Source organism: Arthrobacter sp. MPF02, from assembly GCF_046605375.1.
Lineage (GTDB): Bacteria > Actinomycetota > Actinomycetes > Actinomycetales > Micrococcaceae > Arthrobacter.
In genome coordinates, this window is the sequence record NZ_CP176772.1 from 1885315 (window position 1) to 1910428 (window position 25114).

The following is a 25114-nucleotide window of genomic DNA, read 5'->3' on the forward strand; positions in this document are numbered from 1 at the left end:
GCCGTATCGCCTATGACTGGCCAGCCGGCCCGGCTACGATTCCGGAATGGGCATTGATGACGAGGTCGCCAGGTTGCACAAGGTCGACGCCGATGATGACCAGCGCCGCCGTCAGTACCTGGATGACACAAAGGCCACTATTCCCGCGTACAAGGCCGCCTTCGTAGATTTTTATCACGCACTTATCAAGCATCGGGTTCCGCCATCGGCCATTGTTGAACTTTCCGAGACCATTCCCGGCCAGAAGTTCAGTGCGAAGGTCATTGGCCATGCCTGGAGGTACAGCGGCGTACTCATAATGCCGGACGGGACCTTCATGCACGTCCCCGCAGATGAAGTAGACACCGGCCTTGGGGACTGGTCCGGCAGGGGCCGTGCTATAGAAAGGGCCTTTCAGGAGGCTGGCATCGACGGCCCGGGAGTCATTGTTGAGCCCGGTTACCGATTCGTGGAGGTGGACTGGGCAAAGTCGCTGGAGCCAGTATTTCCGTCATGGGGCTACGAGGGATTCCTTGTTGTCCGGGGCCTTGGGATGACCTTGGCTAGTTCCCGCAACGACGCAGGGGTGATGTCGCCGCCCGGACTTCTCGAATCTGAGAGCTACTCAACCTCCCCGCTCTCCTCGGTTTTCGCCCATTGGATTTACAAGGCGCAGCAGCCTGATCCGGCGCCAGCCCCTGAACCGCCAGCCCCTGAACCGCCTCCGCGGTTTGTTGAGCCCGCCCGGAGAGTCCCGACACGGTGGGATGAACCGAAGCCCAAGGAGCAGAAGGTAAGCCCGACACAACGGGGCAAGCAGATTGTTCTGGGGCTCCTTTTCGGCCTTCTAGGAGGAGCCCTTGTCGGACTGGTTTTTTCCGTGATGGTCAGTCTTGCCGGGGGAGGCATTGCCGGCCCGATCACAGCGGTCGCTTGCCTGGCCGTGGGTTCGCTTGTGGGACTTCTACTCGGGGTGTTCGGATAGAACGTCCTGGTTACACCGCCCACACCTGTGCGGCGCGGCGGTAGTCCTCAGGGAACTGCGCTTCATATGTGCGGAACCACCCGCCTCTCCCCGAGAAAGAGGACGGACAAGACAAAGGGCGGACCGGATAACCGGCCCGCCCTTCGGAGCATGGGACGCAGGAAGCACCATGGCAGGAAGGTGAAAGGAATATCCCTCCCGGCGCAACCTTCGTTTCGGATACCGGCCGCTATGAAAAACCGGTGCGATGACGTTGACGCCTGCTCTTGAACCCCATGTGTGCGGCGTCCGGAAGAACTCTTACCGGTGGGGTCAGCCGGTGATGCGGGCCGGCCCATCCTTTGAGGTCGCAGGCCGGGACGCCCGCAACTTCACCCCGGCGCTGATAAACAGCACCAGAACTGCGGCATCCAGGGGTACCCATGCCTCCCTGGTCAGGTACACGGGAATGAACGGGTTGAACAGCACCGCGGCTGCGCTGAAGGCGACCGTCCATGCGGTCCGCTTCTGGTTGCCGGCGACAATGGCGGCCCAGACGGCCATGGCTGTGACACCCCAGCGCACCACCTCATAGAAGGGGTACGGTGCGCCCAGGATCGCAACGAGCAGCAGGAATCCGGAGACGGCAGCGGGGATGGCCGCGGGATGAACGGTGACCAGCGGAACCCCGTTGAGGTCTGCTTCAGTGAACCCGGACGCCGGCGGGTGGCGCTCGGTGGTGTGGAAATAGGGATTGAAGTCAGGAGTCGTGTGGTTGCTGGCTACGGAGGGCTCTGCCTGATACGGGTGGGCAGCGGGCAGGGGTGAATGGTTTTCAATGGCCCCCACGAACCCTGCGATCGTGTCCAGGCCGGGGTATCGAATCGCGTCGTTTTGCGGCGCGACCTCCAGGTACCAGTCCTCGACCAGTTCACTGAGCACGGCGAAGCCAGTGGACATTCCTCCGGCGACTATGGGCCCGGTTTCCGCCCTGCCGGTGACCAGGTCACCGGAGCGCCAGACAGCGACACCGTTGTGGACCCTGACCCAGCCGACAAACTGGTTGACCGACAGGATATGGACGTCCCAGGGTTGCCCGCGGATGTCGATCCTGGCGGTGAATTCCTGGAACGCTCCGGTGATGTTCCGGACGGCAGCGTCCCGGGCAGCTTTCAGGGCCTCGTTCGTGTACATGCTCCCCCATGAAGACGTAGGGCTTCGCAGTCCGGTGCCCGTTAGTGGCCCAATGCTAACCGACTGGTCCTGCCCCGCGGCGAAAGGTTACGGGCAGCAAAAAGCCGGGGCCGGATCAGATCCGGCCCCGGCTCATGACCGACGCAGGTGGTCCGTCAGAGGGCCCATGGGGGCGGGCCCTGGGACGCCCTTCGTTCCGCCGCATCCAATGGGGCAGTGCGGTGGTGGCGTTGACGCCGGTGCTGGGACGATCCTAGCTGAACGCAGCCTTGCGGATGTCGAAGCCCATCTCTTCCAGGAGCGGGTACAGGGTGTTGCGCCAGTTCCGCCAGTCGGTGATGCGCGGAATGTCCTGCGCGCCGGTGCCCGGGGCGTTGTAGGGCTGGGCATAGTAGACGTGCTTCCAGGCCGGCACCGCCGCGCCGGTCACCGTCGGCTTGTCGTCGAGCAGCACGTGCCCGAAGACGAGTGTCTTGTCGTGGGTGAGGATGGTTTTCTGCGCCATTTCCTGTCCGAAGTGCCGTGCGACGGAGGCGAGCTTCTCCGATGTGCAGGTCGGGTGCGTCGGGTAGGGCTTGGAGCAGAACCAGGTGTCTATGCCCTCCTCCTGCATTTCCTTCATCGCCTCCACCGCGTAGGGCGTCGGCTCCAGGTTGAGGTACAGGCCCTCGGCGTTCATGGCCGCTTCCATAATCTCCATGTTGTGCGGGTTGTCGAACATGTAGTCGTAGTGGGTGCGCTGCTCCACGGGAACGAGCTGGTACCCGGGGTCGAGCTCAAGGAGTTTCTCGTCCAGGGAGGTGCTTCAGTCGAAGGCGTTGCCGTCCAGGTCTCGGAGGTTACAGGGTGTAGCCAAGACCAGTGAGGACAGCAGACACGGAGGACGTCGTGTCCGCGCCCGTCTCGATATGCAGCACGATCTCCTCCGGCCACGGATGGTTTTCGCGGGGGATGTGTAGGTGCGCGGCCAGGGCTTTGGAGGCTGCGGCGGTCAGCTGGACGGAGCGGCCGACAATCCAGAGCCGGCCCTCAATGGGGAGCCCGGCGATGATGGCGGTGGGGCGGTCCCGCTGGCCGATAACGGCAGCGCAGACGACGTGGAGGTCCTGGCGGTGCTTCACCTTCAGCCACTGCCGGACGCCGCCCTCATACGGCTGGCCGGAACCTTTTACCACCAGGCCTTCGACCCCTGTGGATGGCAGCTCGCTGGCTCAGCTTGTCCTTTTCGGCCAGTTCACGGATCGCCTGGGGGTCCACTTCGGCACGCTTTGTCTGGGCGGTCCGCGGGTGGTCCTGTTGGGTGGTCCAGGAGTGGTCCTTTTGGTGGTCCATACCCGGTCCACCAAGTGGTCCATTTGCTGGTCCATTTGAAGTGGACCGCTGGTCCATCGGGTGGTCCTTTTCGCCGATGAGGACCAGTTTCGTCGCGGCGCGGCGCCGGCGCTGGGCGACCGAACCGTACACCGGAGCGACTGCCAGCTTGACCGTCGTCTCGGTGGCGAAGAAGAGGCTGATCGGCATGATCGAGGCCAGGAAGGCGCCGAGACCGACCGTGGCATTCAGCTCGGTGAAGACGCCTCTGGGTGCCAGCACGTGGGCCGCGTTTGCGGCGACGGAGACGGCCGTGAAGAAGCCGACAGCGACCCAGGAAAGGGCGTGGATTCCCCGCGAGCCCTTTGAACACTGGCCGCAACGGCATAAACGAGGATCGTCGCGTCCACGACGATGGGCACCAGCCAGCGGAGCTGTTCGGGGATGCCGGCCCACGCCGCGGCCTGGATCAGCCCTAGGAACGAGAGGGTGGAACTGGCCACCGCCAGCACTGCCACCAGCCCCAGCGACAAAAGCATCATCGTCCTGCCGTCGGGCTCAATACGTGCGCTCACAGCTATCCTTCCTGCTCTCTGACCACGGTCGGGCCGTTCTGGATGCCCAGTGTAGAGGTGGTCCACGACATCGAAAGGACCAGGGAAAAGGACCAGCAGCGGTTTTGGAAAGGACCAGGGGTGGACCACTAAAAGGACCACCCATGGACCACCCTGTGGACCAGCAAAAGGACCACCTGTGGACCACCCTATGGACCACCTCGGAGAGGGGCTTTTCCGGCTCCTCCTGAAGGGCCCTCGCCGGCCCCTTTCGAGGGCCGTTCCGATGTTGCCGGCGGTGCCCATCGGGCCGCCCCCAAAACTGGTAAGAAAAAGTTTGCCCAGGTCTGCGCGTTTTTGAAATCAGCCGCACACAGACGGGCATGAGCATCTCGAAAGCACACACCGCCCGGCCCTCCTTCGCGCAGCGCAGGGTCGATGCAGGCGTCCCCGCGGACGGATAATCTGCGGGGACACTTCACAGTGAATCTCCCGTGGTACTAGGAGACGGCGCAGCCGCCAGAGGCCGCCTCGAGGAGTGCCGACACCGGGTGCCTCCATCAGCAGATGGAGGGTAGTGCTATCCGACGGTAAACATTGCCCTGCAAATCGGCTACCTAGCCGTGATCTGGAGCGAGACTGGTGGAACTAGCTGCCCCTGGCCCTACCGCCCCAGTGAGGCGGGGCGGACGACGTCCATCCACTTCAGGAACTCGGCGACGGTGCCGATCCTGGCGATGCGCTCATGGATGGCCTTCTGGTCGTGGCCCGGAAGGAACTCACCGCCGGTTGTGGTTTCCCCGCAGCCGCAGGCGCACAGCTGGCCGCGTTCGCCGTCGAACTCCGGGTCCTCGAAGTAGCGGACCGGGTTGCGGGCGACGCTGACGGGGGAGGCCTTGCCGACGTACTTGTCGTAGACGGGGTGGCCCTTCTGGAGGACCTGGCCGTTGATCGTGTAGCGGTCGTCGCGCTTCTCGTTGGGGTCGCCGCTGTAGATGGTGGTCCGCTCCAGGTTGTCGATCTCTACGGCCTGGATAACGGTCCGGCCGAAGGCGAAGAGGGCGTAGCGTTCCTTCTGAGCTCTGGCGCCGATGGCCCACTCGCCGTGGTTCGCTGCGTACATCTCGTCCTGGGTCATGCCCTCTTCGTAGCCGACGTAGGGGCGGCCGAGGCCGTCCTGCTCGGGGTTGACGGCTTTCTTGGCGGTTACAGTGATGTGGATCATCGGTGCTCCTTGGTATCAAAGTCATAGTTGTGGTTCCCGGTGCTCTAAGCATTCTTTTGTCTTCTATAGTTGTCAAGGCCGGGAGGTCCAACTATTGGAGACGGGAATGCAGGCACGGCAGGTGGCTGAGGCTCGCGCACTGTGTGCCCGCCCGGGTAGTCCTTTTAGGACGTCGTGGCCGTCCGGTGGTGCGGGCGTCAACGACCTGAAAGGGCTTCGGCACAGTGATGGGCGCCCAAATCGTCACGTTTGTCCGTCCCACACTAAGGAGATGAAGCAGTTCCTCACCGTCGTCGGCCAGGCCGACCAGGCGCCGTAGGCCCCGTCCTTCCCGACGACATAATCCACGCGGTCTGCCCGAGGTGATGGGTGGCCCACTACGCTTGGCCAAGGCGGATCACGCCGTGGTGGCTTGAAAGGGAATACATGGTGGGGGACAACGGCATCGTTGCCGAGCTGGAGCGGGCTGCTCGGAGGTTTGCGGTCTGGGCATGGATCAACGTCGGCATCGCCGTCGTGGGCGGGTTCCTGACTCTGGCCACCTACGACGCGGCGTCACCGGGAGAGTCGTACGTTGTCTTCACCGGGGCAATCGTTTTCGGTCCGGTCTTCGCCATCATCAACGCCGTCAGGTACTTCCGGACCCGTTCCCACATCGACAAGGTCAAGGCTGCAGTCCGGTCCTCCGGGCCGGCCGGCCGCAGCGTGCCTGACCAGGCGGCACCACGTCCTGCTGACTCATATTCAAGACACCCCCTCCTGGTCTTCAACCCGCCACCCGGCTGGCCCAGGATGCCAGAAGGATGGAGGCCCGGGCCGGACTGGGAACCAGACCCTTTCTGGCCGGCACGCCCTCACGGCTGGAATCTCCTGGTCGACCCTGCGCTGCGCATGACACCTGTGGATCTCAGCGGTGATCTGCATCTGGGACTACCGGCGGCAGTGACGAAAGGGCGGCTTGATGAGGTCGCCGACCGAGCCGCTGACGCCATCGCCTGGCAGGTCTGCACTGCGGCGGGGCAGAGGAACGAGGACCCGCTAACCACGCTGGGGACTGCGCGGGAGCATATCCGGACAGCCGTTCAGAAGGCCAAGGAGCGGATCTATTCGAAGCTCCTCGCTGATGCCAACACATGGGTCCAGGAATCGCAGGGGAGCATTCACCACTGGGAGGCTGCACTGCAGCACACCCGGATGATCATGGAGAATCGCGAAGCCTTTGACGCCCGGGCCCACAGCAGGATCAATGCCGTCATTTCCGCTGCCGTCGCCCCGCCACGACAGGAGGCACCGGCACCGGCCGCTGCGGCGGCCGGCCCCCGGGTGGCTCCGCAACGTGAGCACGCTGCCGGCAAGAAGAAGCCCGACGCCGCGGGACTCACCCTTCTCGTGGTGTCGAGCATCCTTGGCATCCTCATCATCGTGTCAGGGGTGATCTCGCAAAACGGGTCCTCGGCAGCACCTGGCATAGATCCTGTGGTCGCGGCTGAACTTGACGGAAAGACGGACTGGTTCCCTGTCGGCGACTTCTACGCCAAATGGGTTCCTGAGAGCCAATACACCTGCAATGGGACCGCTGCGTGCGTTGAGCTATCGGTCCAAACGCCTCTGTCCGAGGGGTGCATGAAGGTCAATGCGGTAGTCGACATGCTTCAGAATGGGACAGTCGTCGGCACTTATCACGGCAACGCGTACAACGTGCTCGTGGGGGAGGAGAGGAAGCTGCACATCGAGGCCTTCCCGGGTGTGGAACCGGACGAGGTGAGCCTGAACCGCCTGACCTGCCTGGACTGAGGACACCCTGCTCGTGCTGGGTATCTCCAACCAGCTGTTCTGGACGATCCCGCTGTTCACCGTGCACACTGGCTCGATCCTGCTCTGGAACAAGTGAAATTACCGCGTGGAGAAGGTGCGGGGCCCTCGTGGATCCGCTGAAGCTCGAGCTTCCCATCTTCGGGCCCGTGTTCCTGAAGGTGCACTCACCCGGTTCTGCCGGACCTACGCTTCGCTGTCCCAAAACCTGCACCCGGTGAAGAATTTCTGGACGCCCTTCGAGGCATCGACTCGCAGATGTCTAATGGGGCCCTGCAATGCAGGAAACTATCTGCTGAATTTGGCTAGTAACCGCCCTTCTGGCAGCTAACGACGGAGTATGGGCCGGTGGACGTTTGCGCAGCGATTTCCCTGCCGTTCACGAGGATCCTGCAGGTGACCGACGGCGTGCCGGCACCGGCCTGCGCGGAAACACCCAGTGACCACATTCCATAGTTGAAGGACGAGTCCCTGAACCTGTACTCCTTAGTCACCGGGCCGTAGACGTCCGAGGCCTGCTCCTGGCCCATCTGGTTGTCGACCCAGTTCGTGTAGGTGATGACGCCGATGGGGCCAGCGGCCTCCACGACGTACGACACAACCCGTTCGGCGTTCGCCCTCTCCTCTGCGGCTCTCCTGTCAGCTTCCGCCTTGGCATCGGCTGCCTGCTTTTCTGCTTCTGCCTTTGCCGATGCGGACGCCGAGGACGATGCCTGTGCTGCCTTGATGCCGTCCAGGGCTTCTTGGTCTGCGTCCGTGAGGCTGATGGTGAGCTGGACAATCGTCCCTGGAGACACCGGCTCGCCCCAACGGATGCTCTGCTTGTCGATCGTTACGCCCCAGCCCGGCGGATATGCCACGACGTCGTAGGGTTCTCCGTCAGCACCCAGCACCTCGTACTGGATGCCGGCCCGATCCAGTTCGGCGGCCCCGGTTTTGAACGACTTGCGGATCACCGCCGGCATTCTCTTGTCCATCGGTCCGAAGGTGGCCGTTGCGGATGCCGTTTGTGCATGCGTCGGCGAAGCTGGCGCCGGGTCCTGCCCTGATGCGGGAGCTGCGCATCCAGAGATGCTGAGAGCCAAGGCGGCGGCAGCAGTTGTGGTGATTTTGGTACGCATCATTTCCCCCAAGAACAAATCCAACCGTCGTCGCATCAGGCGGTAGCCGAGCGACGTAGCTCTGGGAGATTATCACCAGTTGGGCACCCCTGGAGCGCTCGCCAGGAGCGGTGTCCAGTGCATGACGGCTTGGGCCGGGAAGGCAATGGCTGACCCGCCGGCTTCGAGGCCGGCTTGATGCACTGGGGCAGCACCGCCTTTGGTCAAAGACGCCGGGCCAATGCCCCGGAGACGCCGGTTCGAAACCGGCGCGCCCCACCACATCTGCCGCCCTGCAGTCCCGCTAGGATGCAAGAAGCCGGACGACAGGGGAGACGATGAGCGGCAAGCAGGACGAGCGGCCCAGCGAGGAGGAACAGCGGTTCCTGGCAGATATGGGCATGACCGAAGTGGAGCCGGGAAGGTGGAGCTCCGGCTGGCAGGCCAGCGACCCAGGCATGCAGGAATGGCTGGACGGCCTCGGCGGCGAAGGCGAAGAGCAACTGGACCTGCTGATGCGCGCCGGCCGGGTGCAGAACGAATTCGACATGGAACGCAGCGGTGCTGCCAGCGCCGCCAACGTCCAGATGATCAACTCCGGTCCCCTCGCCACCACGAGTTCCGGCAAAGATCCCGGCTAACCAGTTTGCCCTGGACAGATATTGGCTACATAACTACGCACTATGGGGGAAGTACATGAAGCATCGACTACTGCTGGTAACCGTGACGTTGAGCCTTCTGTTGGCCGGCTGCTCAGGTTCCCCCGCCACGCAGCCACCGGCGACACCCGAAAATTCAGCACCTCCTACCGCCATTCCTAGCCAACCTACTTCCACGCCTCTCATCGAGAACGCCTCTGAAAGCGACTTCAAGTTCTACTCAGAGGACGGCGAAACCTTCCAAACCTTTGATGATGTTCAGCAAGCCGCTTCGTTTATCATTGACAAATTTCCTAAGCAGATCGAGACCATCCCGGCGGTTGTTGAGCGGATGCAAAAGGTCGCTAATTACTTTCCATCAGAAAAAACGGTACGAGCCAGCCTGAATAAGCCCAGCGAACAACTTGATCGAGATGACTATCTGTTTGTCATGGAACAGTATCGGTTGGCGCATGACATTATGTTCGCTAGTACGTCCGGGGATTTCTACGACACGCTCAAACAGGTCTGCCAACAAACCGCCTTTAACCGGATCATAAGTGTCGCAGAGGGGGAAGCGACTCCATATGCGGTAGAACTAACGCTTCACACGAACAACACTGGTCTGCGCATTTCTGACAATTCCGATGCAGTTGAAGGCACCCTTGACGTCCTTCCCTACATTGGCGATTACCGACTATATTCAGCGCCCAACGGTCATGACATCACCCAAGAAAATGGCGTATGGGAAGTTGCGGGCGATATGGAGTTGATAAAGACAGCGCAGTAGCCGTCCGCTCAGGAACCAGCCACGAACCCTCTGATGCCAGGCGGACTAAACAGCATCAGATGCAATATCAGCCTCTCTAGGTTGACATAAGCTTTATCGGCGCTTTCAAACAGGCGGGGGAGGACCAGAGAGTGCTGCCAGACCACCGCGATAACGCAGGCGTAACGGCAGTTGGATTGGAATTGCAGCGCTGTCGTCTGTTCAGCATGTCGACACTGGCGACCAAAAAAGGGACAGCGGTGTCCTTCGACTTGAAACGTGCGCGCGTCAGTACCGCCGGACAGATTCGCTTTAAGATGGTGACGAAAGAAGGTACGTCATGACTCAGGATTACCAGTGGGTGCCTCCTGGCCAGATCGTTTACGACAAGCTCGCGGATCCAGGACAGGCCATCCCAGCCGGCTTCGTCCGTCAAACCGCCTGGGGCCAACCCGCAGTCGCCCCCGAAACCAGGCCCCCAGACCTACATGCCGTTTACGCTGCACCTGTGAAGGACTGGAAGCCGGTTGTGTGGCGGTGGGCGGACACGCCGCGCCGTAACTCAATTCAGCGGATCATTACCGGCGGGAACTTCCCGGCCTACCGCTTTGAGCTGGCACAGGGTGACAAAACTTCCGAGGGAACGGTGGGCGATGCGCCCCGTGCAGAGTTCTTCTCAGTGGACCCGTCCGAGAAGAGGCGTGAGCGCGTGGCTCCGGCAGGTTTCCTCAGTGATGGAGACGAGTATTGGGTGACCTTCGCCGTCCTCATTCCAGCGAGCCCTAATGAATTTCCCCTAAATCAGAAGTGGGCGACGCTGTTTCAGCGCAAGCTCGATGACCGGTTTTTACTTTCCAAAAAGGCCGGTCAGCCAAACCTCAAGACGACCAATTTTTGCTCGTGGCTCTCGATCGCCGTACAGGGAACGAGAGTGGCCGCGAGCATTCCGGGTTATCCCGCTTGGCCTGGGCAACCAGGGGGCGCTGTCGACGATTTGGAGATTTGTACGCTTGGTGACATCGTCGGCCAATGGGTTCAGTTCGTCGTGCACGAGAAGCTCTCGTCCCGCGGCCGTGGCACTGCCGAAGTTGAACTCCGCATCAATCGCAGGCCGCCTAAGCTGGTGCGGCTCGTGCCAACGCTCAACCGTCGTACTTTTCCTGCGTCAATACCTGAGGGCGATGTAAAGGCTCACTTCCAATACGGCTACTACCGCACCAATGAACCTTTGGCCGCTGGTTCTGCCCCTCCTGGCGCGGGCGTGGTGTTTCACACGCCGCTCATGATCAAGCGACCGACTTCGAGGTGGTGGTGGACCGACAGGTGGTCGAGGAGTGTGGGTACAGTTCCGTCCCTCCCTTAACCGTCGGCTCTTAGCTCATCTGCCGCCTGGTTCACCATTTATCGAAGTACCTCGGTGGATTATTGATTCTGGGTACGAGCATGCCCCGGCCACACGATCGGGGCATTCAACAGGTTCTGAGCGGATTAGACGCCGGCGGTGGTTGCTCCGTGCGGGGCACCGTGAATAAGAACTCCTAGACAGCTTTCTTACTGGCTCTGCGGCCCTTGCGTTCCTTGTACCAGTCGCCGACGAAAAGGACGAGCACCTTGGCAACACGAACCGGGTTGAACAGCTTCGCGCGGTGGAGCTTGGCCGGGTCGTCCTTGGCGGTAAGGCGCATGATCAGCCAGGCGACCGTGAGCCCTGCGGCTCCAACGATCAGGAGCAGAACGATTACACGAATAGCCACCCCAACGATGGGGGCAAGCAGCGCGAACACACTCCAGATGAGGGCCGCGATCAGGACGAATACAAGACCTGCGACAATTACGCCGGCGCCGAGGATTCCTGCGAACGGCGATACAGGTAGCTGCTGGCCCTCGTTGCCGCGCGGCATGTCAGGAACCTGGGCGGGGCTGGCGAACATCGGGTATCGGCCTTCTGCCCGGGCCTGGCGCTGCTCGGCCTCGAACGTCATGGTTTCGTGCTGCCAGTTCTGGCGCTGGTACGCGGCTTCCTGACTGCGCTGGAAATTGATGTCGTCCCGTTCGCGGGCACCCTGCTGCATCCGCTGGGCATTCTCGCCGTTCATGCGCGCTGTGCGCTAACCGGCAGACTCTCCGTCCCACCAACCCATTTACTTACCTGTCCCCCTGGCCTTGCGGCCCTTAGATGAATACGGGGGCAAATCGGCATCGCCCCCATAATGCCAAGAACGGCCGGTCACCGGCCTATAAACCCCGCGTATGGACGATACTGCCCCGGCACAATCTGTAGAGGGACGGCGTTACGCAGGATTGGATCAAGATTCTCCTGCGGGAACCAGGCCGCCCATGACGCAGTTTCCTGTGGCCTGATGAACGGGTCTGGACAGCAGGCCCGGCAGCAGCTTGCTGCCGGGCCACGCCACGATCAGCGGAACTTTTCGACCCGCGCCTTGACCTGGTTCACGTAGACCTTGGTGTCGTCATACATGCCCCGGCTCATCACCGAGTACTGGCCCTGGTAGTAGGACGCGATGGCGATGCCCAGGCCCGGGCTGGTCTTCACCAGCTGCCGGATGATGGTGATGCCCGCAGTGATGTCGTCCTGGGTGTTGCGCAGGTTCAGCTGGCGGCCCAGGAGTTGGGACGCCCAAGTGCCCGAGCTCGGGATGACCTGCATGACGCCGATGGCCCCGGCCGAGGACGTGACGTTCTGGCGGAAGCTAGATTCCTGCTCGCCGAACGTCAGGGCCAGTGCGGGGTCAACGCCCATGGACTGAGCGGTGGCGGTGAACATGGATTTGATCTGCGCGACCGACTCGGTGCCCGAGGTGGACGGCGCCGCGGGGGCGGGAGCAGCCGGGGCTGGTGCCGGGGCTGCAGTGCCGCTGAGCTTGATGACCTGGCCCGGGTAGAGATGATTGAGCTGGCGGACAGGTTGTTCAGCGAGTACAGGGTGCTCCAGGACGTGCCGGTCCGTGAGGCGATAGCCCACAGGCCGCAGAAGATGCTGGACCAGATGATCCGGGACTATTCGGCCAATACCCGTGAAGCCGAGTCTGCCTTCGCCCAGACCATCGGCAACCTTCGCATCGCCGAGGACGACCATGCACGGGCAAGGAACGACGCCAGCACCTGGGGCAGCAAGGCTATCGCCGCGTCCCGGAAAGCCGACGAGTTCAGGGGCGCCGGGAACAGTGTGGACGCCGACAAATTCGACGCCCTCGCCAGGCTCGCTCTTCAGAGGCAGATGACCGCCGAATCGACCGCGAAGGCCCAGGAGCCGGGACTGGCTGCGCAGAACGAGGTTGTCGACAAGCCCAAGGGCGGGCTCGACCAGATGAGGGGCAAGCTGCACGAGCTGACCGCCAAGCGCAACCAGCTGGTCAACCGTGCCCGCGTGGCCGCAGCCCAGCCCCAGGTCAACGATGCCCTCAAGTCACTGGCCGCAGGAGACCCGACCTCGGCTATCGGACGTTACGAAGAGAACATCCGCCGCCAGGAGGCCACGGTCCGCGGCCAGCAGGAACTCGCCGCCTCATCCCTGGACGCCCAGTTCGCTTCCCTCGAAGACCTCGGGGAGCAGACCGAGGTGGAGGCCCGGCTCGCCGCCCTCAAATCCATGGACCGGAAGGCCATCGACTACTAGGGCGACCACCTGCCTTGGGAGTTGTGCCTAGGGCTGGGCGTCGATAGTGCGGTTCCGGGCCGCGATGAAGGCGTTCTTCCGGCGCAGGTATTCCAGATACTCGTCTTTGGTTTTCGGGACCGCAGGGGTCCTGAAGTCATCGAAGAAGTGGAAGTACTTGACCGTGGCGCCGTCTTCTTCTAGAAGGTCCGTCAGCAGGAAGAACTCGACATACCCCTCGAAGTCGCCGAACAGTTCGAAGAACTTCCCATACCTGTTGAGGACATCACGGAGAGGGTTCGGCTCGATCCCAAGATAGTGGCGGCGGATGCACTCCAACGTCAGATCGAAGCGGTCAGCGATTTTGGAGTTGCAGCCTCGTTCTTGGTTGATGGTCCACTTTCCGTCAATCTGAATGCCCGGAAACACGAGGGCGCTTCCTGCTGTGTAGCCGCCATAGGGAGGGATTTCTGCCTCGGGAATGGTGCGTATGACACGCGCGGCCTTGCCCAGGAGCCTGGTGGTAATGGCATCGCTGGAGAGACGGAAAATGCCAAGCGGGGACTGGTAAGTAAGCTTGGATCCGGCTTCCGGCGCCAGGCCAAACGTGCCGCGGCGCTTGGGCAGTTCTTTGCTCCAGAGGATTTGGTGATGCCTTCGGAGGGTCGGGCTGTACTTGTCCGGATCCTTGCCGTCAGAGTCGTTGTGGTAGTCGAAGGACGTATCAACGCCGGCGGTCATGCGGTCATCCCCTGACGACTCATGGCCAGTTCGGCGATGTCGCGGATCAAGCGCCGTACCTCATGCTCTCTGCCCTTGCGGGCAGCAAGCTGGGGTACTGGCCGGGGCTGTGTCATGGGCTTCCCGGGCGGTGCTGGAACTGCCTGTACGGTTCGCGCTTGCTTTGAGGTCTGGATCCCACTCATGCTCGTACGTCCCCCCGACGTCATCGTTGTTGCCTGTGGGAACACTCTAAGAAGCGAGAAGACGGCGCGGAAGAGAATTGGCCAATCCTCGGCATACCTTGTGTCGATCTTGAGCGGACGCCCGTACGGGGCATCGCCCGGTGACGGCAACACTCGATGCCAGTAGAGCTGCCACACATAGGATGATCCGGTGACCGAGGAATCCAAGACGCAGCGCTTCCTGACTCTCGAGCAGGCCGCCGCCGAGCTGAACGTGAAGCAAAGCCTCATTCGGGCCCTGATCAGTGTAGAGGACCTTCGCGCCCTGCAGGTCGGGGGCCGCGGAGTGTGGCGCATCGGCCGCCAGGACATCGAAGACTACATCGCCGAGGCGTACCGCCGGACCGCGGAACGCATTGCTGCTGGCGAGCTCAAGGAGGACGGGGAGGCATAGGCCACCACATGGCCGATTAGGACTTGCGGAACGTCCTGCTTGTGTCGGTGGAATGGGCAAGAACGGAGAGGCCGCTCGTGTCCAGGAAACCTGCCAGCTGGATAGAGCCGTCGGGGCGGACACGGATGTCTACCCTGTTTGCGACGAGTTCAGGCCGGTAGGTGTTGTACCTGTCGGTAAGGTGTATGAACCGCTGGTTCCCGGAGCCGACAAGGGCCCGCCGCGTCTCGGCGTTCCACGCCTGGTAGGGCCCGTCAACGAGCAGGTCCACGTGCGCCAGGAACGCAGTCGTTTCGTCATCGCGGCCACGCAGTGACTCGTACTCATAGCCGGAGAAGGCGATCACGCCCAGACCCCGGTGATGGGCTGCGGCGGCAAGCGCCGCGCCGGCCTCAGACTGGTCGAAGGGCTCGCCACCGATGAGCGTGAGACCCTCTACGCCGGCGCTGACGGCTTGCTCGATGATTTCAGTGACTGGCGTATCGGTTCCGCCACGGGCATTGAACAGGTGAGGGTTGATGCAGCCTTTGCACTGGATACTGCATCCCTGGAACCAGATGGCCGTCCGCAGGCCAGGGCCTTCTGCCGTGGTGCCGTGCAGGACACGCCCTACCCGGACGTACCCGTCAGTCAAAGAGCTTTCGGCCTGACTTGGAGCCGGTGCTGGGCGGTTCCGGCTGGGGAGCAGGTGCGTTGGCCGGGGCTCCGAAGGTCATCTTGGCCCGGTGCGGAATGAGAAGGTGGGGCGGCACTTGAGCCTTGGACATGAGCTGCTCAAAGGAAGTGAAAGAACCCAAGGACTGCCTGGCTGCAAGGATGCGGTTGGCCATTTCACTGTCCACGCCTAGTACCGCGCTCAGTTCTGGGGCGGAGGCCGAGTTCACGTCAAGAGCGCCAGCCGGTGCGGGTGAAGGGGCCGTCATCGGCGGTGCTGTCTGGGGTTCGAAGGCTGGCGCTGCAGCACTTGGGTCGTAGCCGTGAACCGGTGAACTGGCCGCTGTCGGCTGCGAAGCGCCGGCCTGGGCGTACCACTTGACGTCTTTGTCGTGCGCCTTCCAGATCAGCCACTTCTTGTTCGTGATGAACGCGGTCACGACGCCGGCGACGAAGCTGGTGAACCAGACCCAGCCCCAAATAGTGCTCGCCGTCGTGGTCACCGGAGCGTCCTTCGTTCCTTCGTTGACGCCGGCTGTCGCAAAGACCCCGATACCCACGACTAAGAACCCGATTCCCAGGCCGATCCACAACCTGTTCTTGGCTTTGACACCGCGGATCAGGAACCCGACCCCAGTGAGCAGGCCCAGGGAGAAAATGCTCCACAGGAGTCCGGCGCTGTTACGCAACCGCCAGGAGCGGGAACACAGTTTTTCTTCGGGAGTCATCGTTCGTTATCTGCCTCGTGCTGTAGGTTTTGGGTGCCAACCTCTTGGCTGGCCGTCTGGTAGTAGGCCGGAGTCAGCCTTGAATCAGCGATTACCGCGCCCGGCAGCAGCCGCTGAATGGCTTCCAGCTCGTCGGTGCAGCTGGGTCCCGGACCGCTCGCTTCGGCTGTAATGCCTCCGTTGGCTGTGACTGTGATGGTGATGGTTTTCTTCTGCATCATGTCGCCTGTTCGAAAACGAGTTGGACTTCACCGTTGGCAGCCGTCTGAGAGACCAGGACCATCCCCATCTCCGCGGCACGAAGGTGGAGGGAAGCGACGGTCCTCTGTTGGAGTATCCCCCCGACGCTCATATCCAAGGCAGCCAGCATATTCGACGTGGTCTCGTCCTCGGCGTTGTTTACCCGGCCCAGGAAAACCTCGCCGATCCGTTGGAAGGTGATCCGGCCGTAGGGACTATAACCGGTGATACGGCCTTCGGCAACGCTGAGGTCTGTGGCGCCCACGGCCAGCAGTGCTTCGTGAAGGAGCTGCTGGTCCGTGATCCTGGTGGTCTTGCACTTTTCGCAAAGGTCGGTGCTGCGGGCTTCTCGGATGGCAGCGATCGCAGCAATGCCAACGGGAATAAGGAGAACTTCAAGGCTCATGCCTGCCGCCTAGAAGTCGATCTGGCGGCCGCCGCGCCACGAGTTGACGTCGGTGTCCACGGCTGTGCTGCTGGATGAGTAGTCCTCCCGGGCACTAATGGACGTGGCTGCTACCGCGCGCTTTGACGCCCACTCGCGGATACCGTTGATCTGTTCGGCCTGGGTGACGGAGAGCGGAACCGTGTTGGCGATTGCCCTGTTTAGGTCCTTTTCGTTGAGCCTGCGCCGCTCCGAGAAAGCTTCAAAACATGCGCTGACGACAGCCTCGGCAATTTCAGCACCTGAGAACCCTTCGGTCTGCTGGGCAAGGTAGCCAAGGGACTCTTCGGTGAGCGGGAAATCGCCGCTGGCTTCGGATGAAGCGGTGAGCCGCTTCTCGAGCTGGATCCGCCAAATATCAACCCGTTCCTCCTTCGTGGGGAGGTCCACGAAGAAGATCTCGTCAAAGCGGCCCTTGCGCAGGAACTCAGGGGGGAGGGCATCGATCTTATTCGCGGTCGCAATGACGAAGACAGGGTTCTTTTTCTCCTGCATCCACGTCAGGAAGGTCCCGAAGACCCGCTGACTGGTGCCGGAGTCTCCGCTACCGCTGGAGCCGAACCCCTTTTCAATCTCGTCGATCCACAGGATGGATGGCGACACTGCTTCGGCGAGCCTCAATGCGCCCCGCATGTTCTGCTCGCTGGAGCCGACTAGACCAGAGAAAACCCGTCCGACGTCGAGCCTCAGCAGGGGTAAACCCCACAGCGTTGCGATGCAGGTGGCTGTGAGGCTCTTTCCGCAGCCTGGAACGCCGGTGATCAGGACGCCCTTTGGAGCTGGAATGGACCATCGCTGGGCCTCCGGCAGCCAAGACCCGTTGCGCTTGTTCAGCCACTTCTTCAGGTTTTCCAGCCCACCAACGTCGTTCATCGACCCCTCAGGGGAAATGAACTCCAGGAGCCCGGATTTGCGGATAGTCTGACGCTTCTCATCCAGTACCAGGGCGATGTCCGATGCGTCGAGTCGCCGGTCGGAAGCGATGGCCCTGGCAAAGGCGTTTTCGGCCTCACCCAGAGTTAGCCCCTGGGCGGCCTGGATCAGGCGCTGCCGGTCATCAGGGCTAAGGTCCACGACGATCGACGCCGCATTGGCTACCGTGATTTCGTCCAGGACCCCCTCGATTTCCCCAGCAGTCGGCAACGGCAAATCAACCACCGTGACTTCCTTCTCCAAGTCGCTCGGGAGGGTCAGTCCGGGGGAAACGATCACCAGCGTGTGCGGCACCTCCCCGGTCCGGAACACCGTGGCGGCGTCCTGTACGGCGCGGATCATTGTCGGTTCGGCCGGACGGCCCTGCGCCCCGAGGAAATGGTGGAGGTCAAAAAACACGAAGATCGTCGGTTCCTGGGCCTTGATCGCTTCGGCCAGCGCGGCGTCAGGCGCCGTTTGCTTCCCCTGCTGGCCCGGGGCGTGAAGCCCCTTGGAGACGGTATAGGCAACAACCCGACGCGGACGCCGTAGATCCGGGCTGGAGGCTACAGCTTCTACCGCAGCGATGACGCGGTCACCTTCATGGGTTTCGACCAAGAGGACTGGGTGACGTGCCCGGATCAGCTCGACCAGCGTCTCCCGAAAGACGAACGGAATCTTTGCACTCACTTTGCCCCCAGAATTTCTGTACCAACTCAGCGAAGCTTATATCAGCCAAGAAGCTCTGAGGCTGAAATTACTGCCCACCGTCATATGCGGCCAGTAGGGTGCAGCCGGTCAACCTTCGAACCGTTCGATCCCTTCGGCGTCACCCTGGCGCTGCATAGTCGCCAACATGTTCAGGTAATGGTCGAGCTCTTTCTCCAGCCGGTCCAGCGCGACCTCGTACTCGGCCTGGGCTCTGGCCTCCTCCCGCCTCACGAGCGTCTTGGGCCTCTGCTCGCTCAATGGCCTGGGCTGCCAAATGCTCCCAAACGAGCATTGTCTCCTTGAGCTTGAGATCGACGTACTTTGGTGAAATCGACGCTCCGATCCCTAACGTCGCCGTATGAAGCTTTTGGTGAATCCCCAAAACGCGATTGACGGCAGTTTCGAGGCTTCCCGACGACCGCATGGCCCGCGTCGCTGCCTCGTGCTCAGCATTGAAAATACCCAGGAGCATCATCGTGATGTCTTTGCGCAGTCTCTTCCGGGTCGGGCTGTCCAAGCCACTGTGCGTGTCGAAAAACGTTGCCACGGGCGGGTTGCTGGAGAGGTCCTGCCCGTCTCTGATCAGTTGCTTGGCCTGCGCCCGCAGGTCCTTGAGCGCCTCCGCAATCTTTGCCGATCCGTCCGCCACCGTCGGGAAGTCTCGCAGGTTGATTTCCCGCAGGAAGTTTTCATGGACGACTTCTGCATGTTCCTGACGGAGCTGGTGTATCTGCCGCTTCAGGGCTGCCCGCTCTTGGTCCAAGCCCCCACAGGCGGCTGACGCCGCAGCCACTGCAGCTTCGATCTGCGACTGCTGCTCGAGCAGCTCCTTGAGGGTCTTTTGCTTCTGCGCCTCGGGTGTGAACGGCAGAGGTCCGAAATCATCCAAGGCCGTCAACCGTGCCTGTCCCCTCCAATGCTGGCCGTCGCAGTACCGCAAAATTGTTGGATCCTCGGCGGCATACCACCCCGCCGATTGCTTCTTCGCACCAAACAGGCCCACGCTGATTCCCCCTAGTCACTGACCGCCATCGGGTCTAAGAGAACTATAGGTAAAAGGTTCTGGGACCATCAGTCGATCTCGAAATCCATGCGCCGAGTGCGTTACGAACTAAGGCTGCGAGGCTCGGATTCCGAATGGAGAAACCCCCGCAGATGCCTGGGCTAGGCATCTTCCCTCGGTACACCGACTGTTGGTATGGGCAAGTGGGAGGGAGCAGAACCATTATGCGAGCTCAGACCTGGCCGCCCAACCAGTACAGTGCAAGGTCGACTTCTCGTGCCGACCAATTGTACCCGTATTGCTTCGCCGCAGATGAGAGGTCCCCGACGATTTGCATGTAGCGTCCATACCTTCCCCGCGCTGCCGACAACGAGAGCCCGAGCGCCTCCAATCCCTTCTGGGCGCGCCGGTCGTAAACGGCCATGTGTTCGGGAGCAGCAGCCGTTAAAAGCGCTGATGCCAGAGCATCTCCTCGCGCGAGACCGGGCAGCGTGGACAGCGCGGCGCGGCCCGCGCTGGCGGCCTCGGGTACGCCCTTGGAAGTGTCGTTGACAGCTGCAACAGCCTTAGTCGTGACTAGGCGAACGTCGACGTCCCTCATGGCCATCAGGTCCCTGACCCAACGGGTATCGGCGCGTAACCTTTTCCAGAAGAGTAGGGCGCCGATGTCGGCCTTGCCTACGCTGGTCGAAGCACGGACACGTTCGGAGACTTCCGTGAATACCTCGTCATAGGCCGGCGCGGCAGCCGATCGGAAGTCTTCGTGCGCACGGAGGAGAACCTCCCATGTCTCACCGGTCAGGTGGTTCGATGTCGAGTTTTCTTTTGTCATGCTCAAAGCCAATTCCACACTGGCTACGTGTCGCCTGGTGCGATAACGTCCAGTCCTTCTGCCGTTGGGGCAAGCTCGAGAACTGTCTGATCGGATTCCGTCAAAAGCGGCAGGCTGTCAGGGGTCGAGTGAAGCGCGCGGGCGAGGCGGCCGAAGCTCGTGCGAACTTCGAGTGTGCCCTTACCTGCGAATGCGACCGGTACCTTGCTCGAATCGATCTGCAAGACATTGAGGTCATCGATGAGACCCACAAGCTGCTCCTGTCGCTTCGCGAGTCCTGACAGCTGGTCGCGCAGTACCTTCTCGACATGTGGAAGCGGCCGATCTGCATTCGAGAACTCAGCTGCGATTTTCTCGAGCACGACAACTCGAGCCCGCAGCGCCAATGCCTGGTAAGTCTGGCTCACCATCTGCTCGAATTCCCGCACCGGGTTCTCCCGTTTGCCGACGAGTTCCTTCATGAGATCCGGTCCGTACACCCTGTCCGAGCCATGGCGTTTCTCCGCTACCTCCAGCCACCGGTCAAGCCGACGTATGTAAGTAGTGGTCAAATTGTCGAGCTCACCGAATGCGTAACTAACGGACGAAATATGGGGTAGCTCCGCCTGATCCAGCAGATAGCCCGCCACATTGCGGGCTTGTTGCTCCGCAGTTGCTATGACCGAACGCTCGTCTTCGTCCATGCGGAACTGCATCCCGATCACGGCGTTCTTAATCGCGTCCAGCTTCTTGTTCATCTGATACTGTGCCAGCATCTCTCCCGCTACGGCGAGGCCCACGGTAGCGATGAGAGGTCCGGCCGCAACGGTGGCGCCAGTTCCGGCAGCAGCCGGCACGAGGCGTACATGTCCAGCGATCTTTGTTGATCCTGCCGCGCGAGCAATTCCACGAAAGCCGCCACCAACAGCAGGGACGAGATCTCGTGCCACCGATCCGCTCGGCAGGATGACCTGGTACAGGCCGTCGTTCGAAGCGACACGGCCAGTTTGTCCGAGAGCTTGACTGATTGCTTTAGCGAACGCTCCCGAGGCTGGCGCGACCATGCCTGTAAAAGTGCTTTCTGCCGGCTTTGTGCCCCGGCTGATGACGAGCGCCTCGCGATTCAGCAGCATGCGGAGCATGACCTCCGTGCTGAGCTCCGCTTCTATCGGAACGAGTGGAACAACTACGGCGTCTTCTTCAAGTCCCACAGGGCCCCCAAAATCGTATTTATCAACTAGGCAGTAAGTATCGCCTACCCAAGTGAGTGCCTCCAATTTGGTTCCCGCAGCTCGGCGAAGGTTCAGATGCCAGCCCGGCCCAGAACTACCTTTCAGGCAGGGGCGACCTCAAGCGGCACCTCATCAGGGATGGGCCAGCACCTTCCTGGTCCGGGTGTCCGGGGCACCCCCTGAAAGGCGCCGGCATCTCCGACGGAGACGAGCTTGTGGACCGGTCCCTCACCTCGGCCGACGGCAAAGTCGTCGTCGCTATCATAGACGGGGAACCGACGATTAGCGGCTCCGGCTGGACATCGCCAGGTTAGGCTCGCGGCTGAAACCAGGATTATCCCCGCATCATCGGGAGCTTGCCGAACTGATTATCCCTGCGCGTTCTTGCCAACAGCGGCGCGGTAGGCAGCCCGGTAGCCAAGGAAGTTACCGGTCGATTTGTGCCCATGTGGCCCTCTGTCGATCCTCCCGGACCTGGAGAACTCGCCGTCGTTCAGGTCGAACTCGACATTCCTGGCAGGCGGCTTACTCAGACCGGACAACCTCCCTGCTCTTCGGCCCTGTGTGCAGTCGCGGGGCCAGGATAAACGGTGCCAAGTAATCGTTAGGCGGCCGGAATACCGTCACGCCGTTCTCGGCGGAACATGGAGGCGGGCGCTTTGACGTAACCGCGGAAAGTCTTCATGCCCGCCATGTGTGTGTGGAGGGCCCGCTCCGGCTACCCGCGGCAGAGCCTGGTGAAACTGGGCTTTCACCTGCACACCAATAACGCTGCGCCCTGGAAAGGATGCACCCCGAGGGACGACGGCGGCGTTGTCATCGCGGGAGCGACTTTTTCGCAAAGGGGCAGTCAGAACTGGAAGTAGCGGATTGTCTTTCAGGGAACCCCACGTTCAAGACGGTAGCCCAAACCCTCCCCAAAAAGGTCCTGCAGTGTGACCATTACGGCATGAAGGATTGCTTAGGCTTCCTGGGGGTACCAAGTGCATAGAACTCGGGCCGAGCAGCGAGCCAGGGTCGTGCGGTTTCTGCGGCAGGTCCGGCCTTCTAACGTAGTCGATGCCGCAAGACTCGCCGCGGCGGAGCTGTTGGATGGGCTTTCGCGATTCCTGAGGCGTGCGAGACTGTCGACTGCAGTCCTCGCCGCCGTCATCGTTGCGGCTGCCACTGCCTTCGTCGCGTATGGCGTTCTGCAACGAGTCCTTCCCACCGGATCTGAAGCCATCCAGCCAAAAGACCTCACTCAGTTTTCCCTGGCCATTGTTGCCGGTGTCGGTGGCGTGGTGGCCCTGGTGGTCGCCTACAGGCGGCAGCAGGGTACCGAGGAAAGCAGGTTCATTGAGCGGTTCAGTGCAGCCGCTAGCCAGCTGGGAGATCTGGATCCAGCAGTTCGGATGGCTGGTGTCTACGCGATGGCTGGAGCCGCTGATGAAGCTTCCGGCCATGAACGGCAGCAGTGCATTGACGTTCTTTGTGGTTATCTGCGCCTGCCATACTCCCCAGCGATAGGGGCTAATCACGAAAGCGAGCTGCAGGACAAGGTCTCAACCGGCAACGGGAATGAGTCGACGCACCGGTACCTCTACAGGCAGAACGATAGAGAGGTTCGCCAGACAATAGTTAGGGTCATAGCTGCTCATTTGCAGGAGACAGCCCGGGAATCGTGGTCACGCTGTGATCTCGACTTCCGGGGTGCGATCTTCGAGGATGCGGACTTTCAAGGGGCAAGATTTGCAGGAGCCAGGACCCTCTTCGACAGGGCGCAGTTCACGGGAGTCAAAACCTCATTTGTCTGGACCAGGTTCAGGAATGTCTCATTCGATCGGGCCGTCTTCGCCGGCGAGAAGACCCTCTTTCTGGGGGCCCTATTTTATTGGTATGCACAATTTGAAAGTACCGACTTTTGTGCAGGCAAAACTACATTCGCGGACGCGAGGTTCGAGTGTCGCACGAAGTTTGACGGAGCGAAATTCAGCGGAGGGGAGACGTCGTTCTCTGGTGCAGCGTTCGGTACAGGCGGTACCACGTTCAGGGGCTGCGACTTTGGAGAAGGGCAGGTCGACTTCGCCAAACCCGCACAATGGGATCCGGCGCCGACCTTCGACTGGGACGGTAAGAGCAAGCCCCCGAACGTCCTTCCTAAGGAGTGGCCACCCGAATGACGATTCGGTCACTCACTACCGACTCCAATCCCGGATAAGGTGCTCCAGAACTTCATCCTCGTTAGGGTTCAGTTCGGGCCGGGCGCGAAGGTACCGCAGCGGGTGGTGGAATGAGCTGCCGGACCAGGCGACGTCGGCGGAGACCTCCACGACGATCGGTTCGACCAGGGTCAGCCGGACCGGGGCTTTGTCCTTCGTGAACCGGTCCAGGGTGCCGGGCCTGATCTCCTCCGGCCACCGGATGGTTCTCCCGGGGGATGTGCAGGTGCGCGGCAAGAGCCTTGGATGCTGCGGCGGTCAGCTGGACGGAGCGGCCCACAACCCAGAGCAGATCCTCGATGGGAGCCGGCGATGACCGCGGTGGGGCGGTCACGCCGGCGGATGACAGCGGCGCAGACGACATGGAGGTCCTGGCGGTGCTTCACCTTCAGCCACTGCCGGACGCCGCCTCATACGGCTGGCCAGAGTTCTTCACAACCAGGCCTTCCACCCCGGTCGAGGGCAGCTGCTCGAACCAGGTGGCTGCCTCGTCCGAGTCGGCGGTGGCGGGGGAGAGGTTCAGCGGCGGCTTCCAGGACCGGGCGAGTTCTTCGAGCAGGGCTCGGCGGTCCCGCAGCGGCAAGGCCCGGGTGTCCTGGCCGGCGACTGCGAGGACGTCGAAGGAGGCGGGGCGCTCACGGATGAACGCCGGCAGCGCGGCCTTGGAAGTGATCATGCGCTGCTGCAGCGAGGTGAAGTCCAGGCGTCCGTTCGACCAGAACAGCGTCTCGCCGTCCACGATGCAGCCGGGCGGGATGTGCTCCTCCGCGGCAGCGATCACGTCGGGGAAGTAACGGGTCAAATCCTTGCCTTGCCTGGAGAAAAGCACGGCGCCTGTATCGGTGACGGTCAGTGACGTCCGGAAGCCATCCCACTTGGGCTCATAAAGACACCCGCCAGGCAGAGCTGCCGGCTTGGGGATGCGGTTTACCGCTTTCGCTGCGGCCAGGGCCAGGGGGCGGCTGCAGGTGCGGTGGCAGGGAGGGCATGTCAGCACCAGGGTTTCGGTTGCAGCCGGGCAGCGTCCCGGCGTGGGGTCGTTAAAGGCGGCCACCCCACCCCGGGCGCCGGATCCACCGGCGGCCCCGAGGTACGGCGGCCAGGGCTGACGTCCGTCAGTCGACCGTGTAGTTCATGCAGTAGTCCTTGAACTTCTCGATCTGCGCTTCGTTTTCGGCGTCGGTGGCGTTGTGCTTGCCGTCGATGTCGTCGAGGATGAACTGCGCCGTGGTCTTCACCTCACCGGGGCCGCTGCTGGCCAGGGTCCTCAGCGTCTTTTCCACTTCCTCGTAGGTATCGGCATTGACCGGAATGTCGCCGTTGAGCATTTTGCCGACGACGCCGCAACCGGCAATGGCCCTGTTTCGGTCGTCAGCGGATTCGGAGCTCGGCGGTGCCGATGCAGAGCCGGATGAGGCGCAGCCAGTGAGGGCGATGAGGAGGGCAGCGGAGGCTGCGGCAAAGCGAGTATTCAAGAATCTGTTTCTTTCAGGTAAGTGACGATTCTCGAATCCTATGGTCTTGCCCGCCCGGCTGGTCGCAGCCTCGGCGTCTCTAATGTCGAGTCCTTGGTGTCCCAGCCGGGCGCAATCCCTTAGCCCCGCACCTTCCCGGGGGTCGTGGCCGTAGCGGTACGCGCTGGATGCGGTGCCCATT

At 61.9% G+C, this 25114-nt stretch carries 28 protein-coding genes and 1 pseudogene; 8 read left to right on the forward strand and 21 right to left on the reverse strand.

The genetic code is table 11. The features are described from left to right. The first annotated feature begins 46 nt into the window (after positions 1-46). Positions 47-964, forward strand: coding sequence for a hypothetical protein (locus tag ACLH0K_RS08830; RefSeq protein WP_411373272.1), 918 nt, complete (start codon positions 47-49; stop codon positions 962-964). 312 nt (positions 965-1276) lie between these two features. Here the strand turns inward: ACLH0K_RS08830 and ACLH0K_RS08835 are convergent, their stop codons facing one another. The 6 genes from ACLH0K_RS08835 to ACLH0K_RS08860 all read right to left on the reverse strand — a co-directional run bounded on the left by ACLH0K_RS08835 (position 1277) and on the right by ACLH0K_RS08860 (position 5227). Then, positions 1277-2137 carry a DUF6804 family protein gene (locus ACLH0K_RS08835; protein ID WP_411373273.1) on the reverse strand — a complete coding sequence of 287 codons (861 nt, stop codon included), beginning with the start codon at positions 2135-2137 and terminating at the stop codon, positions 1277-1279. A gap of 253 nt (positions 2138-2390) precedes the next feature. After that, the gene (locus tag ACLH0K_RS08840) at positions 2391-2885 is read right to left on the reverse strand and encodes a 5' nucleotidase, NT5C type (protein WP_411373274.1); all 495 of its coding nucleotides are present in this window, start codon (positions 2883-2885) and stop codon (positions 2391-2393) included. A gap of 91 nt (positions 2886-2976) precedes the next feature. Next, a complete protein-coding gene (locus ACLH0K_RS08845; protein WP_411373275.1) occupies positions 2977-3312 on the reverse strand; it encodes a hypothetical protein in 336 nt (111 codons plus the stop codon). Further along, entirely contained in the window at positions 3284-3730 is a 447-nt protein-coding gene (locus ACLH0K_RS08850; protein ID WP_411373276.1) for a hypothetical protein, read from the reverse strand. The genes ACLH0K_RS08845 and ACLH0K_RS08850 overlap by 29 nt, the downstream gene beginning before the upstream one ends. Beyond that, a complete protein-coding gene (locus ACLH0K_RS08855; protein ID WP_411373277.1) occupies positions 3697-4023 on the reverse strand; it encodes a DUF2637 domain-containing protein in 327 nt (108 codons plus the stop codon). The genes ACLH0K_RS08850 and ACLH0K_RS08855 overlap by 34 nt, the downstream gene beginning before the upstream one ends. 643 nt (positions 4024-4666) lie before the next feature. Beyond that, positions 4667-5227, reverse strand: coding sequence for a hypothetical protein (locus ACLH0K_RS08860; RefSeq protein ID WP_411373278.1), 561 nt, complete (start codon positions 5225-5227; stop codon positions 4667-4669). A gap of 369 nt (positions 5228-5596) precedes the next feature. On the opposite strand from ACLH0K_RS08860, the gene ACLH0K_RS08865 reads away from it, so the two are divergent. After that, a complete protein-coding gene (locus ACLH0K_RS08865) occupies positions 5597-7021 on the forward strand; it encodes a hypothetical protein (RefSeq protein ID WP_411373279.1) in 1425 nt (474 codons plus the stop codon). A gap of 323 nt (positions 7022-7344) precedes the next feature. Here ACLH0K_RS08865 and ACLH0K_RS08870 read toward each other — a convergent pair whose 3' ends face one another. Further along, positions 7345-7995, reverse strand: coding sequence for a hypothetical protein (locus ACLH0K_RS08870; protein ID WP_411373280.1), 651 nt, complete (start codon positions 7993-7995; stop codon positions 7345-7347). Between the two features lie 482 nt (positions 7996-8477). On the opposite strand from ACLH0K_RS08870, the gene ACLH0K_RS08875 reads away from it, so the two are divergent. From ACLH0K_RS08875 to ACLH0K_RS08885, 3 genes are all read left to right on the forward strand, one after another. Beyond that, on the forward strand, positions 8478-8780 hold the full coding sequence (locus ACLH0K_RS08875) for a hypothetical protein (protein WP_411373281.1): 303 nt from the start codon (positions 8478-8480) through the stop codon (positions 8778-8780). A 55-nt stretch (positions 8781-8835) separates the two neighbouring features. After that, on the forward strand, positions 8836-9567 hold the full coding sequence (locus ACLH0K_RS08880) for a hypothetical protein (protein WP_411373282.1): 732 nt from the start codon (positions 8836-8838) through the stop codon (positions 9565-9567). A 319-nt stretch (positions 9568-9886) separates the two neighbouring features. Beyond that, the gene (locus ACLH0K_RS08885; RefSeq protein ID WP_411373283.1) at positions 9887-10909 is read left to right on the forward strand and encodes a heparin lyase I family protein; all 1023 of its coding nucleotides are present in this window, start codon (positions 9887-9889) and stop codon (positions 10907-10909) included. Positions 10910-11084: 175 nt separating this feature from the next. Here ACLH0K_RS08885 and ACLH0K_RS08890 read toward each other — a convergent pair whose 3' ends face one another. After that, on the reverse strand, positions 11085-11642 hold the full coding sequence (locus ACLH0K_RS08890) for a hypothetical protein (protein WP_411373284.1): 558 nt from the start codon (positions 11640-11642) through the stop codon (positions 11085-11087). A 320-nt stretch (positions 11643-11962) separates the two neighbouring features. Then, complete coding sequence (locus ACLH0K_RS08895) at positions 11963-12643, reverse strand: transglycosylase SLT domain-containing protein (protein WP_411373285.1); 681 nt, start codon at positions 12641-12643, stop codon at positions 11963-11965. Here ACLH0K_RS08895 and ACLH0K_RS08900 point away from each other — a divergent pair. Continuing rightward, positions 12524-13183, forward strand: a pseudogene (locus ACLH0K_RS08900) (PspA/IM30 family protein); the annotation flags it as partial. The gene ACLH0K_RS08895 and the pseudogene ACLH0K_RS08900 overlap by 120 nt on opposite strands. A gap of 27 nt (positions 13184-13210) precedes the next feature. Here ACLH0K_RS08900 and ACLH0K_RS08905 read toward each other — a convergent pair. Beyond that, positions 13211-13903, reverse strand: coding sequence for a DUF6994 family protein (locus ACLH0K_RS08905; RefSeq protein ID WP_411373286.1), 693 nt, complete (start codon positions 13901-13903; stop codon positions 13211-13213). 375 nt (positions 13904-14278) lie between these two features. Between ACLH0K_RS08905 and ACLH0K_RS08910 the strand changes: the two genes are divergently transcribed. Further along, complete coding sequence (locus ACLH0K_RS08910; protein ID WP_411373287.1) at positions 14279-14521, forward strand: helix-turn-helix domain-containing protein; 243 nt, start codon at positions 14279-14281, stop codon at positions 14519-14521. Positions 14522-14537: 16 nt separating this feature from the next. Here ACLH0K_RS08910 and ACLH0K_RS08915 read toward each other — a convergent pair whose 3' ends face one another. The 8 genes from ACLH0K_RS08915 to ACLH0K_RS08950 form a co-directional block, all read right to left on the reverse strand. Then, positions 14538-15155, reverse strand: coding sequence for a 4Fe-4S single cluster domain-containing protein (locus ACLH0K_RS08915; protein ID WP_411373288.1), 618 nt, complete (start codon positions 15153-15155; stop codon positions 14538-14540). Continuing rightward, complete coding sequence (locus ACLH0K_RS08920) at positions 15148-15903, reverse strand: helix-hairpin-helix domain-containing protein (RefSeq protein ID WP_411373289.1); 756 nt, start codon at positions 15901-15903, stop codon at positions 15148-15150. The genes ACLH0K_RS08915 and ACLH0K_RS08920 overlap by 8 nt, the downstream gene beginning before the upstream one ends. Further along, positions 15900-16121 (reverse strand): hypothetical protein, encoded by a 222-nt coding sequence (locus ACLH0K_RS08925; RefSeq protein ID WP_411373290.1) that lies wholly within the window; start codon positions 16119-16121, stop codon positions 15900-15902. The genes ACLH0K_RS08920 and ACLH0K_RS08925 overlap by 4 nt, the downstream gene beginning before the upstream one ends. Beyond that, positions 16121-16549, reverse strand: coding sequence for a hypothetical protein (locus ACLH0K_RS08930; RefSeq protein ID WP_411373291.1), 429 nt, complete (start codon positions 16547-16549; stop codon positions 16121-16123). Before ACLH0K_RS08930 ends, ACLH0K_RS08925 begins: the two co-directional genes overlap by 1 nt. Positions 16550-16558: 9 nt before the next feature. Further along, the gene (locus ACLH0K_RS08935) at positions 16559-18190 is read right to left on the reverse strand and encodes an AAA family ATPase (protein WP_411373292.1); all 1632 of its coding nucleotides are present in this window, start codon (positions 18188-18190) and stop codon (positions 16559-16561) included. A 139-nt stretch (positions 18191-18329) separates the two neighbouring features. Continuing rightward, positions 18330-19214 (reverse strand): hypothetical protein, encoded by an 885-nt coding sequence (locus tag ACLH0K_RS08940; RefSeq protein WP_411373293.1) that lies wholly within the window; start codon positions 19212-19214, stop codon positions 18330-18332. A gap of 232 nt (positions 19215-19446) precedes the next feature. Further along, positions 19447-20064, reverse strand: a complete 618-nt coding sequence (locus ACLH0K_RS08945; RefSeq protein ID WP_411373294.1) for a hypothetical protein — start codon at positions 20062-20064, stop codon at positions 19447-19449. Positions 20065-20069: 5 nt separating this feature from the next. Then, positions 20070-21236 (reverse strand): hypothetical protein, encoded by a 1167-nt coding sequence (locus ACLH0K_RS08950; RefSeq protein WP_411373295.1) that lies wholly within the window; start codon positions 21234-21236, stop codon positions 20070-20072. 1109 nt (positions 21237-22345) lie between these two features. Here ACLH0K_RS08950 and ACLH0K_RS08955 point away from each other — a divergent pair. Continuing rightward, positions 22346-23419, forward strand: a complete 1074-nt coding sequence (locus ACLH0K_RS08955; protein WP_411373296.1) for a pentapeptide repeat-containing protein — start codon at positions 22346-22348, stop codon at positions 23417-23419. A gap of 15 nt (positions 23420-23434) precedes the next feature. Here the strand turns inward: ACLH0K_RS08955 and ACLH0K_RS08960 are convergent, their stop codons facing one another. The 3 genes from ACLH0K_RS08960 to ACLH0K_RS08970 all read right to left on the reverse strand — a co-directional run bounded on the left by ACLH0K_RS08960 (position 23435) and on the right by ACLH0K_RS08970 (position 24933). Next, a complete protein-coding gene (locus ACLH0K_RS08960; protein ID WP_411373297.1) occupies positions 23435-23695 on the reverse strand; it encodes a hypothetical protein in 261 nt (86 codons plus the stop codon). Between the two features lie 151 nt (positions 23696-23846). Next, positions 23847-24512, reverse strand: coding sequence for an ATP-dependent DNA ligase (locus ACLH0K_RS08965; RefSeq protein ID WP_411373298.1), 666 nt, complete (start codon positions 24510-24512; stop codon positions 23847-23849). A gap of 61 nt (positions 24513-24573) precedes the next feature. Then, positions 24574-24933, reverse strand: a complete 360-nt coding sequence (locus tag ACLH0K_RS08970) for a hypothetical protein (RefSeq protein WP_411373299.1) — start codon at positions 24931-24933, stop codon at positions 24574-24576. Between the last annotated feature and the right edge of the window lie 181 nt (positions 24934-25114).